Genomic DNA, 18415 nt, shown 5'->3' on the forward strand with positions numbered 1-18415 from the left:
AATAATAAAGGTGTATTGGGTCAAATGAGTCAAACTATCATTAAGTGGATGTGTACTTTACTGTTGCTTGTTGTCAGCAGTCATTTGTATGCGAAAAATACTATCAATAGCGTACGAGTTTGGCCATCACCGGATAGTACTCGGGTAGTATTCGACTTAACGGATAAACCAGAATTTAGTTATTTTATGCTGAAAAATCCATTACGTTTAGTGGTTGATTTAGAAGACACTAATAAAATAAAATATTTGCCCAGCATTCCAAAAAAACACCAAATTGTTAGTAAATTAAGATATTCAAAGGCAAAAAATAAGCACGGTGTTAGGCTTGTATTTGAGCTAACTGGCGCTGTTAAGCCAGTGATATTTGCTTTAGCCCCGACGGGTCCATATAAAAATCGCTTGGTGGTGGATTTATATGATAAAGAGCAAGCACAGCCAAATACATCAAACGGAAATTCTACGGTTAAAAAGCGTGAGCTTAAGCAACAACGTGATATTGTCATTGCAATTGATGCTGGACATGGCGGAGAAGATCCCGGCTCAATTGGGCCGTCAGGTACTTACGAAAAAACCATTACACTGCAAATTGCTAAACGTTTAGAGCGCATGATTGACGGCGAACGCGGGATGATTTCACGCATGGTACGCAGCGGTGATTACTTTGTAAAACTTAATACGCGAACTAGCCGAGCTCGTGCGAAAAAAGCAGATTTTTTTGTTTCTATTCATGCAGATGCATTTACTAGCCCACAGCCAAGCGGTGCCTCTGTTTGGGTGTTATCGTTGCGCAGAGCGAACTCCGAAACGGCTAAATGGATAGAAGATAAAGAAAAACACTCCGAATTGCTCGGTGGTGCTGCTGATGTAATTAAAGACACTGCAAGTGAAAAATATTTAGCGCAAGCGTTGCTTGATATGTCAATGGATCACTCGATGAAGACGGGCTTTAACGTTGCTGAAGAAATGGTGCAAGAGCTAAAAAAAGTGGCCAAGCTACACAAAAAAGAGCCACAAGCTGCCAGTTTGGGAGTGCTTAAGTCGCCAGATATACCGTCAATTTTGGTCGAAACAGGTTTTATATCCAATCCACGCGAAGAAAAACTATTAAAAAGTGCTAACCACCAAGAGCGTTTAGCAAAAGCGATATTTACAGCAATTAAAAGTTATTATTTAAAAAATCCACCGGATGACTCGCTGTTCGCGTCATTAAAATCAAAATACCCTACCAAGCATAAAGTACGCCCTGGTGAGTCCTTGAGTTTGCTAGCGAGCCGTTATGGGGTCTCTATAGGTAAGCTTAAGCAGGTGAATAAACTTAAATCAAACACCTTATTTATTGGTCAAGAGCTCGATATTCCACAAAGCTAATAATGATCAGTACAACGTATATAATTAGGTTAAAACACCATGAGTATTGAAATACTTCCAGCGCGGTTAGCTAACCAAATTGCAGCAGGTGAAGTGGTCGAACGGCCAGCATCCGTTGTTAAAGAGCTTGTTGAAAATAGCTTAGATGCAGGTGCGACACGCATTCAAATAGATATTGAACGTGGCGGTCATAAGCTTATTCGTATTCGTGATAATGGTTCGGGTATTAATAAAGACGAGCTAACGCTTGCGCTTTCTCGCCATGCGACCAGTAAATTAAAGTCCCTCGATGATTTAGAGAATATTTGCTCATTGGGTTTTCGTGGTGAAGCATTGGCTTCGATAAGCTCGGTATCGCGGTTAACTTTGAGCTCAAAAACCAAAGAGCAAGAGGCTGCGTGGCAGGCATTTGCTGAAGGTCGTGATATGGCGGTGCAAATAAAACCAACAGCGCACCCTGACGGCACGACAATTGAAGTGAAAGACTTATTTTTTAATACGCCCGCACGGCGCAAATTTTTACGAACTGAAAAAACCGAATTCAACCATATTGATGAGCTAATTAAACGTATTGCGTTAAGTCGCTTTGATGTATCAATTACGCTTACGCATAATGATAAAGTTGTACGACAATACCGTGCTAAAACTGACCCTGCTCAAGCAATAGCCCGTGTAGCTCAAGTTGCAGGTAAAGCCTTTGCAGAGCAAAGTTTATATATTGAGTCGGGTGATACCGGTTTGCAGTTATATGGCTGGGTGTTGCCTGTGGGCTCCAACAATACGACGCAATATACCTATGTAAACAACCGTATGATGCGCGATAAACTTATTTTACACGCGATACGTCAAGCATTCGAAGAAGTCGCAGGGCAAGAAGAGCTACCCGGTTTTGTAATTTATATTGATATTGACCCGCGTCAGGTTGATGTAAATGTACACCCTGCGAAACACGAAGTGCGTTTTCATCAAGGTCGTTTAGTCCATGACTTTATTTTACAGGCAATCAAACAAGTTGTAGTCCCATTACAAGATGAATTCACAGGTGTTACTCACTCCGTTAACCATCAAGATAATAATCAGCCTATTCAAACTGAAGAAGCTTCAACTTCACGACTGCACGCTGAAAGTAGTTTATTTGATTATCCTAAGTCAAGCCTTCAGCCTACAGATAGTGTGAGTTACAACGCTAATTCGGCAGCAAAAGGTGGTTCAGGATATAGCACCACAGATAGTAGCCGTGACAGTAAAGCTAGCAGAGCAAATCATCAGGATGTTAGTGCGTTTTACCAAGGTGTAAATGAGCAACATGCAACGCATTTTGATCGAGCTGCAGAAATCACGCCTGCAATTGCAGCTCATTCGCAAGTGCTCAGCGCTCAGCCGTTATTAATTCAAGATGACGGTAGTTGTGTGTTTAGTCAGCAGCAACAGCTGTATTGTTCGCATTTTAAATACTTATTAGTAGATGATTGGCTTGAGGTGATTACAGAGCAAGGCCACTTAGAGGGTAAGGCGTTATTATTACCGGTACGGGTTAATATAAGCAAAGAAGACAATGTGAGTTTAACGCAGCAGCAATCATGGTTTACGCTTTTGGGTTTTGACGTGCTCTTGGAAAAACACTTTGTAATGGTTAAAAAGCTCCCTGTATGTTTGTACTTACTCGATGTTAGTAATGCGATTAATATATTACTAGCGGCAGCTAAAGCTAACTTTGAGACTATTGAACAATGGCTTAGTTGGTTGCAGAGCCAAGTACCAGAACGTTTTTTTGCAAGTCAGGCTTTTGCATTGGATATGAAGCGAATGCAAAATAATCCGCAAACAATTCAGCGCTTATCGGCAAAAGCGGTTAAAATAGATTTAAATCATTTTTTAGCACAATTAGATTAAGGTCACCGAGTTGAGTAATTTACCTGTCATTTTTTTAATGGGCCCAACAGCTGCAGGTAAAACTGCGTTAGCAATCGCCTTATGTCAGCATTTAAAAACTGAGATAATCAGCGTCGATTCAGCCTTAGTGTATAAAAATATGAACATTGGTACAGCCAAACCGAACTCGGACGAGCTTGCATTAGCACCACATCATTTAATTGATCTGATAGATCCGAGTGAAAGTTACTCTGTGGCTGATTTTCGCCGTGATGCGATTGAAAAAATTGATCAATTTCATCAGCAAGGTAAAGTACCTGTATTAGTTGGTGGTACAATGATGTACTTTAAAGCCTTAATTGACGGTTTATCACCTTTGCCAGAAGCGTGTCCTATTATACGTGCTGAGCTTGAATCGCAAGCAAATGAGCATGGCTGGCCAACATTATATAAAGAGCTTGAGGCAATTGATCCTCAGGCGGCTCAAAAAATGAGCGAGAATGATTCGCAGCGCATTAACCGTGCGCTTGAAGTGTATCGTTTAACAGGCAAAACTATGACTGAATTGCAAAAATGCAAGCAGCCAAGTTTACCGTATACTTTTCATCAATTTGCTATTGCACCGGATGACCGTGCTGATTTACATCTGCGAATTGAACAAAGGTTTAAAATAATGCTTGATCAGGGGTTTGAAAATGAAGTTTCATCCCTATATCAACGTAAGGATTTACACCCTAATTTGCCTTCTATTCGTTGCGTAGGTTATAGACAAATGTGGGATTACATTGCTGGCGAAACTGACTATGATGAGATGGTATTTCGCGGTATTGCAGCAACACGGCAACTTGCAAAGCGTCAATTGACGTGGTTGAGGAGCTGGCCCGAAGTAACTTGGCTCACTACGGGTGATGAAGAAAACTTGCAACGTGTTGTAAGTTCGCTAAGCTAGTAGTAGTTGAATGTTTTTTAGCTTTGTTAAATGAGTTCAGCCACTTAATTATAATAACACCTAGAACGAAGGAAAATAACATGGCAAAAGGCCAATCGTTACAAGACCCATTTTTGAATGCGTTACGTCGTGAACGTATTCCAGTATCAATATTTTTGGTTAATGGTATCAAGCTGCAAGGTAAGATCCAGTCATTTGATCAATTTGTTATTTTGCTTGAGAATACTGTAAATCAAATGGTGTATAAACACGCCATTTCTACCGTAGTTCCTGCTCGCGCTGTTAACTTCCAAGGTGTACAAGGAAGTGAAGAGGGCGAAGAGCCAGAAGCTGGAAACTTTTAAATTAGGAGCGTAATGTTTGTTTGACCGTTATAAAGCCGGCGAACAGGCAGTTTTAGTTCATATCGACTTTCCTAAAGAGGGAGATCGTGAAGATCTTCATGAATTAGAAATGTTGGTATCTTCTGCTGGTGTTAGCAGTTTGGCGGTTGTGCAAGGCAGCCGTCAATCACCACATCCGAAACTATTCGTCGGTACCGGTAAGGCAGAAGAGATCGCTGAGATTGTCAAAATCCACAATGCAGATGTCGTCATTTTCAATCATCAACTTAGACCATCGCAAGAACGTAATTTAGAACGCGTTTGCCAATGCCGTGTGCTTGATAGAACGACACTTATACTTGATATTTTTGCCCAACGTGCACGTACCCATGAGGGTAAATTGCAGGTTGAGTTAGCACAGCTTCGCCATATGTCCACTCGTTTAATTCGAGGTTGGACTCACCTTGAGCGTCAAAAAGGCGGAATTGGTTTACGTGGCCCGGGTGAAACTCAGCTTGAAACAGATCGTCGCTTGTTAAGAGTGCGAATTCAAAGTATCCGTGCACGCCTAGAGAAAGTTGCAGTACAGCGTGAGCAGGGTAGACGAGCGCGTAATCGCAATGAAATACCTACGGTATCGCTTGTAGGCTATACTAATGCGGGTAAGTCGACCTTATTTAACCGTATCACTAATTCTAATGTATACGCAGCAGATCAATTATTTGCAACGTTAGACCCTACATTACGTAAACTTGAAATAGACGATGTTGGCTCGATAATTTTAGCGGATACAGTCGGATTTATTCGTCACTTACCGCATGATTTAGTCGCCGCATTTAAAGCGACGTTAACGGAAACCCGTGAAGCCGATTTACAATTACATGTTGTAGATGTTGCTGATGAGCGTCGTAAAGAGAATATAGAACAGGTACAATCGGTACTTAAAGAAATTGAAGCTGATGAAGTACCACAATTATTAGTTTATAACAAAATTGATGCGCTAGAAGATGTTTCACCGCGTATTGACCGTGATGACGAAGGTGTGCCGATTCGTGTGTGGTTATCTGCGCACAGTGGTGCAGGCTGTGAGCTGTTATCTGAGGCCATAAGTGAGTTGTTAGCAAAGAAAATGTTTGCTAAAACACTAAAACTAGCACCACAATATGGCCGTTTACGCGCTGCACTGTTTAATTTAAATGCGGTGCATGAAGAGGCGTTTGACGAACAAGGGCAATGGCTACTGACCACTCGTTTACCTGTGGTAGAGTGGAATAAACTCAAAAAAGAGTTTGGTCCTGAAATTGACTCATTTATTTTGTTAAACTAGAAATCTACCGCACACTGTCGTTTTTAGTATGAGAAGTGCGTTATTTTTGTTAGATTTAACGTAATTACCAAGATTATTTTGATAACAATGGAGTATAGCTATGGCCTGGAATGAACCGGGTAATAATGGCAATGACAAAGATCCGTGGAACAAAAAAGGCGGACGTGATCAAGGCCCACCTGATTTAGACGAGGTGTTTCGTAAGTTCAGCAACAAGTTTGGCGGCTTATTTGGCGGTAATAAACCCGGCAAAGAAGGTGGTGGACTTGGCGGTGCAGGGCTTTCATTCATACTAATTATTGCTGTGATTGTTTGGGCTTTGAGCGGTATTTATACTGTCAAAGAAGCTGAACGCGGAATCGTTTTACAATTTGGTAAATTTGAACGCATTGCCGATCCAGGTTTGCGCTGGAAAATGACCTTTATTGAAACCGTACTTCCAGTAGATATTGAAGCAGTTCGTTCATTATCGACGTCTGGTTTTATGCTCACTGAAGACGAAAACGTAGTAAGCGTTGAGTTCCAAGTGCAATATCGTGTTATTGACCCATACCTTTATAAATTTAGTGTAACTAATGCTGATTCAAGTTTAGAGGAAGCATTAGAAAGTGCACTACGTTATGTAGTTGGTCATTCAAAAATGGACCAAGTGCTAACGAATGGTCGTGAAATTGTGCGTCAACGTACATGGGATGAATTGAACAAAATTGTTGAACCTTACAATCTTGGTTTAATCGTCACTGACGTAAACTTTAAAGATTCTCGCCCACCGGCAGAGGTTAAAGACGCCTTTGATGATGCTATTGCTGCGCAAGAAGATGAACAGCGCTTTATACGTGAAGCTGAAGCGTATGCCCGTGAAATTGAACCGCGTGCTCGTGGTCAAGTTACGCGTATGACGCAAGAAGCGGAAGGTTATGGCGAGCGTATTATTCTAGAGTCGCAAGGTGAAGTTGCTCGATTTGAGAAATTGTTACCACAATATCAAGCTGCAAAGCGTGTAACACGTGAGCGTTTATATATTGATGCGATGGAAGAAGTACTTGGTAGTAGCTCAAAAGTGCTAGTTGATGTAAAAGGCGGCAATAATATGATGTATTTACCGCTTGATAAAATCATGGAAAAGCAAGGAACTGCAACACGTGTTGCGCTGCCTAGCTCAAGTGATATCAACGATTTACGCAATAAAGTTAACACATCACGCAATAGCACTGTGAACTCAAGTTCAGACCGCTTTGGTGCTGATCGCTTTAATGATGGGAGATAAGCGCAATGAAAAACTTTAGTTTAGTTATATTATTAGCGGCCATTGTGTTGTCTTTTTCGTCTGTTTTTGTAGTACCTGAAGGGCAAAAAGCAATTGTAATGCTATTCAGTAAAGTTCAAAAAGACAGTGATGATCAAGCAATCGTTTACAGCCCAGGTTTACAATTCAAAGTGCCTTTCTTTAGTCAAGTACGCCGTATTGATGCGCGTATTCAGACTTTAGATGGTGCGCCGGATCGTTTTGTTACTAGCGAAAAGAAAGACTTAATCGTTGATTCGTTTGTTAAGTGGCGTGTAGATGACTTTAGCGCTTTTTACTTACGTGCTCGGGGCGACAAGCAATACGCTGAAACGCTACTTAAGCAAAAAGTAAATAACGGCCTTCGTACAAACTTTGGTTCGCGTACAATCCGAGAGATTGTCTCAGGTGAACGTAGCGAGTTAATGGCAGAAGCACTAGTTCAAGCATCAGAAAGTGCAAAAGAGCTAGGTATTGAAGTGCTTGATGTACGTGTTAAGCAAATTAACCTGCCACAAGAAGTCAGTAGCTCTATTTACCAACGTATGCGCGCAGAGCGTACTGCAGTGGCAAAAGAGCACCGTTCTGAAGGTCAAGAAAAAGCCGAAACTATTCGTGCTGAAATTGACCGTCGTGTAACGGTAATGCTAGCAGATGCTGAGCGAAATGCGCGAAGTGTTCGTGGTCAAGGTGATGCCCAAGCAGCTGAAATTTATGCTAATGCGTATAATAAAGATCCTGAGTTCTTTAGTTTTGTACGTTCATTAGAGGCTTATAAAAAGACCTTTAAAGATAAGCAAGATGTAATGGTGTTATCACCTGATAGTGACTTCTTTAAATACATGAAAGGCGCGACTGCGCAGTAATTATTTCCTTACATGTAGAATAAATCCAAACCCTGTGTATGCAGGGTTTTTCTTTTAGTGAGACGAATTTTTGTGAGTAACTTAATGTTATTCAACCAGTTAATTTTTGTTGTTGCGGTCAATTAACGATCAAGCAGAAAAAATAACCTAAACGGGGGTGATCTTTACCCTCATTTTCTGGTAAAATCTCGTCCTAATTTTTTCTAAGTGAATTTACAATGGGTAAAAACGTTGTTGTATTAGGCACCCAATGGGGTGACGAAGGTAAGGGTAAGGTAGTTGACCTCCTTACAGACAAAGCATCTTTAGTAGTTCGTTACCAAGGTGGCCACAACGCAGGTCACACTTTGGTTATCGAAGGTGAAAAGACAGTTTTACACCTTATTCCATCGGGTGTATTACGTGACAATGTTAAGTGTGTGATTGGTAATGGTGTAGTTGTATCACCTGAAGCGCTTATGAAAGAGATTGGCATGCTTGAAGAGCGTGGCGTACCAGTACGCGAGCGTTTATTGATCAGCGAAGCATGTCCGCTTATTCTGCCTTTCCACATCGCATTAGATGTAGCCCGTGAAAAAGCACGCGGTAATAAAGCTATTGGTACTACAGGTCGTGGTATTGGTCCAGCTTACGAAGATAAAGTAGCTCGTCGTGGTTTACGTATCGGTGATTTATTTAATCCTGAACTATTTGCAGCGAAGCTTAAAGAAGTATTGGAATACCATAACTTTACTTTAGTAAATTACTACAAAGTAGATGCAGTAGATTTCCAAAAGACATTTGATGATGCAATGGCTGTTGCAGATATCCTAAAAGCAATGGTTGTTGATGTAACAGAGTTACTTGATCAAACGCGTATAGCGGGTGACAACATCTTGTTTGAAGGTGCACAAGGTACATTACTAGATATCGATCACGGTACTTACCCGTACGTTACGTCGTCTAATACTACTGCCGGTGGTGTTGCTACAGGTGCTGGTTTTGGTCCACTAAATCTTGATTACGTGTTAGGTATTATCAAAGCGTATACAACACGTGTAGGTTCAGGTCCTTTCCCGACAGAACTTTACGATGGTGTTGATAAGCAAGATCCAGTTGGTAAACACTTGGGTACTGTTGGTCATGAGTTTGGTGCTACAACTGGTCGACTTCGTCGTACTGGTTGGTTGGATGCTGTGGCAATGCGCCGTGCAGTACAAATCAACTCTATTTCAGGTTTTTGTTTAACTAAACTTGACGTTTTAGATGGTTTAGAAACACTTAAAATCTGTACTGGTTATCGGTTAGAAGATGGCACAATCACGAACGTGACGCCACTTGCAGCTGAAGGTTACGAAAAAGTAACACCAGTATACGAAGAGATGCCAGGTTGGAGCGAAAACACAGTAGGCGCAACTACTGTTGAACAGCTTCCAAAAGCAGCGCTTGATTACATCAAACGTATTGAAGAAATCACAGGTGTACCTGTTGATATTATTTCTACCGGTCCTGATCGTGTAGAAACTATGGTATTACGCAACCCATTTGCATAATTACTAATAGAACTAAAAAAGCTGCCTTGTGCAGCTTTTTTTGTGTCTGTTAATTACGATTGTGATAAATAATCGTGATTAACTTTTATTCTGGAACGATCTTTGTATAAACTTTAATAAGATGGTTTTAAATTTAAAGTGACCTAAATGCGTTTGTTAACTTGTTTATCATTAGTGCCGCTATCGTTATTGCTAGCAAGCCACACCCAAGCCCAAGAACAGCTGGCTGCAGTTCCACTGTACACAGAAACAGAGCTGTTAGCGTTAATTAATAAGAATACACATTTAGCACGCGTTAAGGCAGATGATTGCCAGTTAGTACAGGATATTGAGGCACGAGCCAATAAAATGGCACTGCCATCGTATCAATTTTTATATGGCGATATGCTGGCTTATGCCGTGTGTGTTGATCGCAATGTGGAGTTAGGTGTGTACTACATGCGCCAAGCTGCAGGACAAGGCTTAGCGGCGGCATTAGAGCAATTAGGGCGCTACTACGACATTGGCCGATTGGTACAAAAAGATAAAGCGATGGCGGTGACCTATTTACGAGAAGCATCAGCACAAGGGAATCTAAAAGCGCAATTAAGATTAGTTAAATTATTTAATGATGGGTTCGGCAGCCCGCGTGACTATGAAGATGCTTATCGCTGGTTATTTCATGCCATGGTTGCAGATAAAGCGACTCATCAAAAGATAGAAACAGCGTTAGCCCAACTTGCGCAAAAAATGCCAGACAGTGTTATTGCGCGTGCCCGTTTGCCTATGTAGGAATGAAGTTAGCAAGGCTGAGGTGTTAATTTTAGCGCAGCAAGCTTGGGTTAGGTAGTTTGAAATCCAAAGAAAAAAAGTTTAACAATAAAATTTATTAAAAACAAAAGGGCTAGGTTTTTCACCTAGCCCTTTTGTTTATTCTCTAATTTCTTTTGGTTCTTTGTTTTTACCGTTGTTAGGATCTTTTAACACCGACATTTTAGGTGGTAGCATAGCTACAACGCGCTCACCTTCTTGTGGGGGTTTATCCATATTAATAGTAAACGGACGCAGCTTGATTGGTGTATCGTCATCGCTATCTTTATCGCCATTTAGAATGAACAATGGGATAGCTTCGCTGTTCATCTCTAGGTATTGCTCCCAGCTAAACTCTTCAGAAATACGCGTCGCACTGACCTTGCCCCCTTTGGCAATTAGGCTACTTAAACGTGCATATGAACCGCTATCACCAAATAAAATTTGGCGTGATAAGAATGTTGCGCTGTCTTTATTTGCCTTGGCATGAGTGTTCGAAGAGCGTAGAGAAAATACATTCTTCTCATTGAGTAAATGCGAAAAGTACTGCACACCGAGCGCGTTATGATGGCGATTAGGCGACAATGCAATAACACTACGAATAGTTGTTAAGGGTAAATAGCGTTCAGCATGCTCAGACTGCGGGTTACCATAATAACATGCTAGGCCGTCCATGCGCGCCATACGACAGTTTTCCCAAGCAGGATCAGATAAATGCACTGGAATATTTTGCTCTTTCAATCCGCACGCAATCGCTCTTGCGACATGGTTTGCACCAATAATCAAAATTGTATTTGGCGACGGTTGGCGTACACCAAGTAGTTTAGCTACAGGGATTGCTGTTAAGCTTTGCAGTACCACGGTGATAATAATCACGGTGAAGATCAATGGGACTATTTTTTCAGCATCGGCAACACCCGCCTCCATCATACTTAATGCAAACACAGAGCCTACAGCCGCAGCGACGATACCGCGAGGCGCAATCCACGCTAGCACCAATCGTGATTTAACCGGAAGATCTGTACCATATGTAGATATTGCGATACACAATGGGCGCGCAATAAACAATACAATAGCGAGAAAGATAAACACATCACTATCAAGCATCATCAAATCAGATAGTTCTAAACGGGCAGCGAGTAAAATAAACAGTGTAGAAATTAAGATCATAGATAAATCTTCTTTAAACTCTAACACTGAATCTATTTCTAAGTCGTCTTGATTAGCTAACCAAATACCAAATACAGTAACCGCCAATAAGCCTGACTCATGGCTAAGGTAATTTGAGATGCTAAAGCTAATTAACACTAAAGCAAGTATACCAAACTTATGTAATTCAAAAGGTAACCACTCTCTACGAATAAGCTGTGTGGTTAACCATCCAGCAAATACACCAATAGATAAGCCCACGCCTAGAGTCTTAAATAAAGCGACTACAGTATGCAAAAAGACCTCACCTTGACCCACGAGCATAACGGCTTCAAACACTAATACGGCAAATAAAGCACCGATAGGATCAATTACAATGCCTTCCCAGCGTAGGATACGGTCAATATCTTGAGTCGGTCGCATTGAGTTTAATAATGGCGCAATTACCGTTGGGCCAGTAACTACTAATACAGCGCCGAGCACTGCCGCAACGCGCCAGTTGAGCTCTAAAATCCAATAAGCACTTAAACTGATAACGATACAGGTAGCAATCATACCAATAGAGCATAAATTTCGGACCACCTTACCGATACCTTTGAGCTCTCTAAAGTGCAATGTTAATGAGCCTTCAAATAAAATGACTGCAACACTCAGAGAAACCACAGGAAAGAGTAAATCGCCAAGCAGTGCGTCAGGGTCTAATAAACCAGTCGCAGGGCCTAACAGCAACCCTGTAAGTAACAAGAATAAAATAGCAGGGACACGGAAACCCCAGGCTACCCACTGGGCCAAAACCGAGCAAAGGGCGATTCCTGCGATATAAATAGCTGACATAGATGAAGTATTCCTTATTTATAATTAGGGGATATATCCAAACCACCTCAAGATTCGAGCTTCAGTTGGAATTAAAAGCGATTTAGGCAAGGCATTGATTGCAGAGAATGGTTATTCCCTTATTAAAATCGATAACGCAGCATAAATCGCTTTTAAACCAACCATTAGGGCGTTGCACAGGCACTTATTCCCTGCGTTGCTACTTCTTAAAAGGGATTACCATTCTTACAAAGTAACGCCTTGATACTAAGCTCCTGTGAAACGCTGAATTCTGTATCGTGAGGTGGTTTGGGTATAAGCTTACAAAACGAATAATACAGGGGTATACACGTGTATGTGAACTTTTCCTAATAGAATTTTAGCTGTTTATAAATTTATTTGTGGAAGAAATGATAATTTAGTCGTTTTGAATAAATCTAACGTAATTAACATCAGCTTAACCTATTGAATATGAAGAGTATTTAACCTTTGCTGTGCAGTTAATAAACTATGTGGGCGAAATGTAGCCTTGATCTCTAGGTCGATATTAGCGTATTATAGTTAGTGTTCAAACAATTAGTTATCTAATTAATATTAAGCTTAATATAAGCGAATACATATAGTTATTTTTTACTACTGATTTATTTAGTAGTTTTAATTGAGGTTACTATATTTATATACTTAAAAATCAAGCTTTTAATTCTTTGAACGATGTTTTGTATGTTTAAATTCACTTTTTAATAATAGTTAACCGTAAAGGCTGTTCCATTATTTGGAGACGAAATACCTTTCGTGTTGAATTGTTATTTCCAATATTTGACACCCATCGTGGTGAGCAAATCTCGGTCCTTGAGTCATCACCCTATCTGTTGGTGTACCAGACTCTAGAGGCTCTATGTATGTTGTTAATAAAAAGGCCTCACACAGTCTTTTACAGCGATGCATAAACAACACTTTTTATTTATTTTATAACAGTTCAGTCTAATGATTGAGCAAAGTTATGCTATACCTGCAATCCACTTTGTTGTAAAACTTAGTGATCGGCTTTTTGCCGAGCGCAGAAAAGTGATAAGTGAAAAATGGAATATACAAAATGCTAACTCGTAACCTAATAAGAAAATTAGGTGATTGTTTTCAGACTGACCCCAAGAGGGTCGTCATAGTTAAAATGGAAAGTTGAACACTTATGCAAAAGTTAAATTGGCGACGTATCGTACTTAAAGTGGGTAGTGCACTAATTGCACCAGACCAAGATGGTTGCCGCTCACGTTATTTATTAACCATCGCACAGTTTATTGTTCGTTGTCGTAGTCAGGGAATCGAAGTGATTTTAGTGTCGTCAGGCTCAGTAGCCGCTGGTGCACACTTATTCCCAGCGACACAAGAGCGTACGGTGAAGATGAAAAAGGCGATGGCAGCAGCAGGCCAAACAGAAATGATGGCGATGTGGGACCGTTTTTTTGATTTTCCATCGGCCCAGATTTTATTAACACATGGTGATTTACGTGACCGTGAGCGCTATCAAAGTATTCGTGAAACAGTATTCACTTTATTAGAGCATGGTGTGCTGCCCATCATGAATGAAAATGACACGGTAACAACAGATGATTTAAAAGTGGGTGATAATGACAATTTATCAGCCATGGTTGCGGCGGCGGCTGATGCCGATGCGCTAATGATTTTTTCAGATGTTGATGGGCTTTATGATAAAAACCCAAATTTACATGATGATGCGGTGTTGTTACCTGAAATTAAATCAATAGATGAATCTATTTACGCAATGGCAGGATGTGCAACAAGCGCGGTTGGCACAGGTGGGATGAAAACCAAGATTGAAGCGGCTGAAAAGGCGACGTCACACGGTATCGTTACTTATATTATTAATGGGTTTAAAGAGCAGACTTTTACGCAGTTACTTGAAGGTAAAAACCCTGGGACAATTTTCCTACCTTACGAGAAACCAATGCAAGAAGCCGTACATTGGATGACCCACACCGCAAATGAGCAGGGTGAAGTGGTTGTTGAAGGTTCATATGATGAATCTTTAGAAGGTGAAACTGGTTGCATCCGCGGTGATGAAATCGTTGCCGTTCATGGTGAATTTGCTGTTGGTGATACTATTTTAGTACGTAGTAATGATGGCACTCGCTTAGCTAAAGCGACGGCCAACTACAGTAGTTGTTTATTGAATTTTATAGCGGATAACGAGCAAAGTGAATTTAGCGACAAAATGCAAGATTCAATTGGGCCTGTTATTTCAGAAAAAGATATCGCATTATTGGAGAAGTCATGAGTTTAATTACGGATATTTCACGTCAAGCAGCTAAAGCTGCACATCAGTTAGCTTTACTCGATACCGAGACAAAAAACCATGTTTTATTAGATATGGCAACTGCATTACGTGAACAAAAAGCATTTATCATCAAAGAAAACGAAAGTGACTTGGCTGCGGCGCGTGATAATAATTTAGCAGCGTCGATGATCGACCGTTTAACACTCAACGATGAGCGCATTGAAGCGATGGCTGAGGGGATTGAGGTTATCGTAAGTCTTGATGATCCAGTTGGACAGTTACGTGATATTACTGAGCGACCAAATGGTATCAAAATTCGCAAAATGCGTGTGCCACTGGGTGTGGTATGCATGATTTATGAAGCACGTCCTAATGTCACTGCAGATGCAGGCGCTTTGTGTTTTAAATCAGGCAATAGCGTTATATTGCGTGGCGGTAAAGAAGCATTGAAAAGCTCACAAGCAATAGCAAGTGTTATGCATCAAGTGCTTGAACAGCATAATTTGCCTGCAGCGTTAATTTCAGTTATTCCTGATCCAGACCGTGGTTTACTCATGGAACTTATGCAGCAACGCGACAGCATTGATTTAATAATCCCACGCGGTGGTGAGGGGTTGATCAATTTTGTGACTGACAATAGCACTATTCCCGTGATCCAACATTTTAAAGGTGTGTGTCATTTGTATGTGGATAAGGATGCCGATTTAGAAGTGGCAGTTAACTTATTACTTAATGGTAAAACACAGCGTACAGGTGTATGTAATGCGCTTGAAGGCTTGGTTGTACACCAAGATATTGCTGATGAATTTTTAAACTTATGTGCAGTTGTGTTGCGCCAAGAAGGTGTGAAGATAAATGCCGATAGCCAAGCTGCAAAGTATTTTGATGATGCAACAGTACTTGAAGCAGACCAGTTTGGTGAAGAGTACCTCGATTTAGAAATTGCAATTCGCATTGTATCGGATTTTGCTGGTGCGATTGACCATATTTCACAATTTGGCTCACATCACACAGAAGTTATTTGTACAAAAAATCAAGCTACTGCAGAGTTATTTCAACGTAGCGTTGATGCCTCAGTTGTGATGGTGAATGCATCGTCACGTTTTTCTGATGGTTCGCAGCTAGGCTTAGGCGCTGAAATTGGTATAGCAACTTCAAAGCTGCATGCTTATGGGCCTATGGGCCTAGAATCATTAACAACAGAGAAATACCTTGTTAATGGTGAAGGGCAAGTCCGCGAATAATATATAGCGTATACCCAAGCCACCTCAAGATACAGACTTCAGCGTTTCACAGGTGTTTAATATCAAGGCGTTACTTTGCAACAATGGTCATCCCTTTTAATAAGTAACAACGCTGAGAGTAAGCGCCTGTGAAACGCCCAACGGGTTGGTTTAAAAGCGATTTATACTGCGTTATTGATTTTAACAAGGGAACAACCATTATTTGCAATCAATGCCTTGCCTGAATCGCTTTTAACTCCAACTGAAACTGCATCTTGAGGTGGCTTGGGTATATAAAACATGCCCTAGTTCAGGGCATGTTTACTAAGTTTTGGTTAAAATATTTACTTTGAATTAAAGTACTAAGCCGATTGTAATTAAATTCAACGCAGTAAGCGTTGAATTTAGCCGGTTAAGATTACTTTATTATTCAGCGTTCGGGTTCGTTAAGCTATAAAACCATGAATCGGCAGGTTCAGGCTTGTGGAGATGATAGCCTTGTAAGATCATATTAGGGTAAGCTTGCAGCATGGTGAAATGTTCCTCGCCTTCAACACCTTCAGCGACAACTTTTAGATCAAATAAATTACCTAAACTCACGATCATATCAATAATCAGTTTGTCATTTTTGTTTGTTGGGGCTTCAAAAACGAATGACTTATCTATTTTAAGCTCGTGGATCGGCAGCTGTTTTAAGTAGGTTAAGCTTGAATAACCAGTACCAAAATCATCAATTGATACCCTAACGCCTAGCTTTTTTAAATGATGTACAGCTGCAATCGCTGCTTCCATATGGTTTAGTAAAGTCCCTTCAATAATCTCAATTGTAAGCGTACTCGGGTTTATTTTACTGCTTTGTATTTGCTTGGTTACAAAGTTCAAAAAACGATTTTCGTGAAAGTGACGACCACTAATGTTAATTGATAACCCGAGTTTTGAATTGAATTGGTTAAGCTTTGCAAGTAGCTCTAATGCTCTACATGTTACCCAGCAATCTAAGTCAAAAATTATATCCGACTCTTCAGCGATCGGGATAAACTCAGCGGGACTAATAAAGCCTTTTCTAGAATGCTCCCAGCGCAGTAACACTTCAGCGCCTTTGAGTTTATGCTGGCTATCGTATTGTGACTGCAGATAAAGCGTTAACTCATTTTGACTAATTGCTTTTCGTAAATCTTGTTCTATTTCAAAACGGCGTTTAGCTTGCTCACCAAAGGAAGTATCAAAAAATGTGATTCGGTTACCGCCCTTTTCTTTGGCTTTATAGCATGCAGCCTCACAATTACGAATTGTCTCAATTGCATTTTCGCGCACATCCATACGCGGAAATATATAGCAGCCAATACTAACGGTTAAAGTGACTTTTTCTTCATCAACAGTAAAAGGTTCGCTTGCAGCGATAAGTAAATTTTGTGCCTTTGTATTAGCGAGCGCTTGGGCTCTACTTCTACCTGTGCCTTTGTTTGTTGCGCACAGAACGGCGAATTCATCACTCCCTAAACGTGCAACGATGTCTTTGCTATCGAGTGTACTATCAATTCGAGCAGCTAACTCTTGGAGAACTTGATCGCCCGCTAATAAACCGAGGCCATCGTTAATGGAATGAAAGCTGTCTATATCAACAATAAAAATATAAGCATAATTCAAATCGATATAAGATTGATTGAGCTGTTGATCTAATAACTTTAAAAAGTTATTTCTATTTGGAAAGCCGGTTAGTTCATCATGCCAGGTTAAATAATCAATACGTTCTTGAGTCACCTTAACACTAGATATATCGCTAAATACACCTATAAAGTTAACGTTCGTATCAATGTCATTTTTCACCATACTCAACGTTAAAAGCTCTGGGTATAGTTCACCATTTTTACGTCGTGTTATTAACTCTCCACTCCAATATCCCGCAGTGCTCGCATGCTGCCAAATGGCATCAAAGTTCATTTCAGGCAGATTATTTTGTTTAATTTTTTTTAGCTGTGTATCAAGTGCTTCATTCTCACTAAAACCGGTGATCCTGCAAAAAGAGGGGTTAACAGCAATAATAATTCCTTTATTATTGGTAATTACAACGCCATCAGCTGTACTTGTAAGCGCTTGATAGAATAATTCTTGTTTAGCGGTTAACTTTTTTAGCTCGGTGTCACGTTTACTAAGCTCAGAGGCGAGGATCTCAATTTCTAGCAGCTTATCGTGTAGATCAAAGTTCTTTTCAATCAATCTATCTAACATGCCTTGTACGGTCATGTGGGTGCGAATGCGGGCTCTTACTAGCGAAAGTTTATAAGGCTTATGAATATAGTCTATTGCGCCTAATTCAAATCCGTGTTCTTCAGATTCTTCCTCCGTCATTGCTGTAACGAAAATGATAGGGATCCCTTTGGTATTTTGATTACTTTTAAGAATCTTACAGACTTCGTAGCCATCCATTTCAGGCATCATAATATCGAGTAAAATTAAATCAGGGCGTGTAATTTCAATAAACTCTAAGGCTTGCGCGCCGCCCGTTGCAATGCGTACATCATAATCAGAAAGCAAGCCTTCTACCAAAATATGTAAATTATTTGGTTCATCATCGACGATGAGTACCAAAGGTTTTTGCTGCCTATTTTTCATCATAACTTTTGAT

Annotated in this window: 13 protein-coding genes; 11 read left to right on the top strand and 2 right to left on the bottom strand. The window is 40.5% G+C overall.

Translation table 11 applies throughout. The annotated features are described in order from the left end of the window. Positions 1–24: 24 nt before the first annotated feature. The 9 genes from ACJJVX_RS06045 (at position 25) to ACJJVX_RS06085 (ending at position 10293) form a co-directional block, all read left to right on the top strand. The gene (locus ACJJVX_RS06045) at positions 25–1368 is read left to right on the top strand and encodes an N-acetylmuramoyl-L-alanine amidase (protein ID WP_054204525.1); all 1344 of its coding nucleotides are present in this window, start codon (positions 25–27) and stop codon (positions 1366–1368) included. Between the two features lie 39 nt (positions 1369–1407). Further along, complete coding sequence (mutL, locus tag ACJJVX_RS06050; protein WP_405630626.1) at positions 1408–3261, top strand: DNA mismatch repair endonuclease MutL; 1854 nt, start codon at positions 1408–1410, stop codon at positions 3259–3261. Between the two features lie 37 nt (positions 3262–3298). After that, entirely contained in the window at positions 3299–4189 is an 891-nt protein-coding gene (gene miaA / locus ACJJVX_RS06055; RefSeq protein WP_054204560.1) for a tRNA (adenosine(37)-N6)-dimethylallyltransferase MiaA, read from the top strand. 80 nt (positions 4190–4269) lie between these two features. Then, positions 4270–4533, top strand: coding sequence for an RNA chaperone Hfq (hfq, locus tag ACJJVX_RS06060; protein WP_054204523.1), 264 nt, complete (start codon positions 4270–4272; stop codon positions 4531–4533). 16 nt (positions 4534–4549) lie between these two features. After that, positions 4550–5839 carry a ribosome rescue GTPase HflX gene (gene hflX / locus ACJJVX_RS06065; RefSeq protein WP_054452864.1) on the top strand — a complete coding sequence of 430 codons (1290 nt, stop codon included), beginning with the start codon at positions 4550–4552 and terminating at the stop codon, positions 5837–5839. A 100-nt stretch (positions 5840–5939) separates the two neighbouring features. Further along, positions 5940–7106, top strand: coding sequence for an FtsH protease activity modulator HflK (gene hflK / locus ACJJVX_RS06070; RefSeq protein WP_054204521.1), 1167 nt, complete (start codon positions 5940–5942; stop codon positions 7104–7106). A gap of 5 nt (positions 7107–7111) precedes the next feature. Next, positions 7112–7990 carry a protease modulator HflC gene (gene hflC, locus ACJJVX_RS06075; RefSeq protein ID WP_054204520.1) on the top strand — a complete coding sequence of 293 codons (879 nt, stop codon included), beginning with the start codon at positions 7112–7114 and terminating at the stop codon, positions 7988–7990. A 218-nt stretch (positions 7991–8208) separates the two neighbouring features. Further along, on the top strand, positions 8209–9522 hold the full coding sequence (locus tag ACJJVX_RS06080; RefSeq protein ID WP_054204519.1) for an adenylosuccinate synthase: 1314 nt from the start codon (positions 8209–8211) through the stop codon (positions 9520–9522). Positions 9523–9669: 147 nt separating this feature from the next. Continuing rightward, positions 9670–10293 carry a tetratricopeptide repeat protein gene (locus tag ACJJVX_RS06085; protein WP_054204518.1) on the top strand — a complete coding sequence of 208 codons (624 nt, stop codon included), beginning with the start codon at positions 9670–9672 and terminating at the stop codon, positions 10291–10293. A 138-nt stretch (positions 10294–10431) separates the two neighbouring features. Here ACJJVX_RS06085 and ACJJVX_RS06090 read toward each other — a convergent pair whose 3' ends face one another. Further along, complete coding sequence (locus ACJJVX_RS06090; protein ID WP_054204517.1) at positions 10432–12294, bottom strand: sodium:proton antiporter; 1863 nt, start codon at positions 12292–12294, stop codon at positions 10432–10434. Between the two features lie 1165 nt (positions 12295–13459). Here ACJJVX_RS06090 and proB point away from each other — a divergent pair. Both proB and ACJJVX_RS06100 read left to right on the top strand, forming a co-directional pair. Beyond that, entirely contained in the window at positions 13460–14566 is a 1107-nt protein-coding gene (gene proB / locus ACJJVX_RS06095) for a glutamate 5-kinase (RefSeq protein ID WP_054204516.1), read from the top strand. Then, positions 14563–15810 (top strand): glutamate-5-semialdehyde dehydrogenase, encoded by a 1248-nt coding sequence (locus ACJJVX_RS06100; RefSeq protein ID WP_054452860.1) that lies wholly within the window; start codon positions 14563–14565, stop codon positions 15808–15810. Before proB ends, ACJJVX_RS06100 begins: the two co-directional genes overlap by 4 nt. Before the next feature lie 405 nt (positions 15811–16215). On the opposite strand, the gene ACJJVX_RS06105 is transcribed toward ACJJVX_RS06100, so the two are convergent. Next, entirely contained in the window at positions 16216–18402 is a 2187-nt protein-coding gene (locus ACJJVX_RS06105) for an EAL domain-containing protein (RefSeq protein ID WP_405630935.1), read from the bottom strand. Positions 18403–18415: the final 13 nt, after the last annotated feature.

The sequence above is a fragment of the Pseudoalteromonas sp. Ld20 genome (assembly GCF_045064175.1).
Taxonomy (GTDB): domain Bacteria; phylum Pseudomonadota; class Gammaproteobacteria; order Enterobacterales; family Alteromonadaceae; genus Pseudoalteromonas; species Pseudoalteromonas neustonica.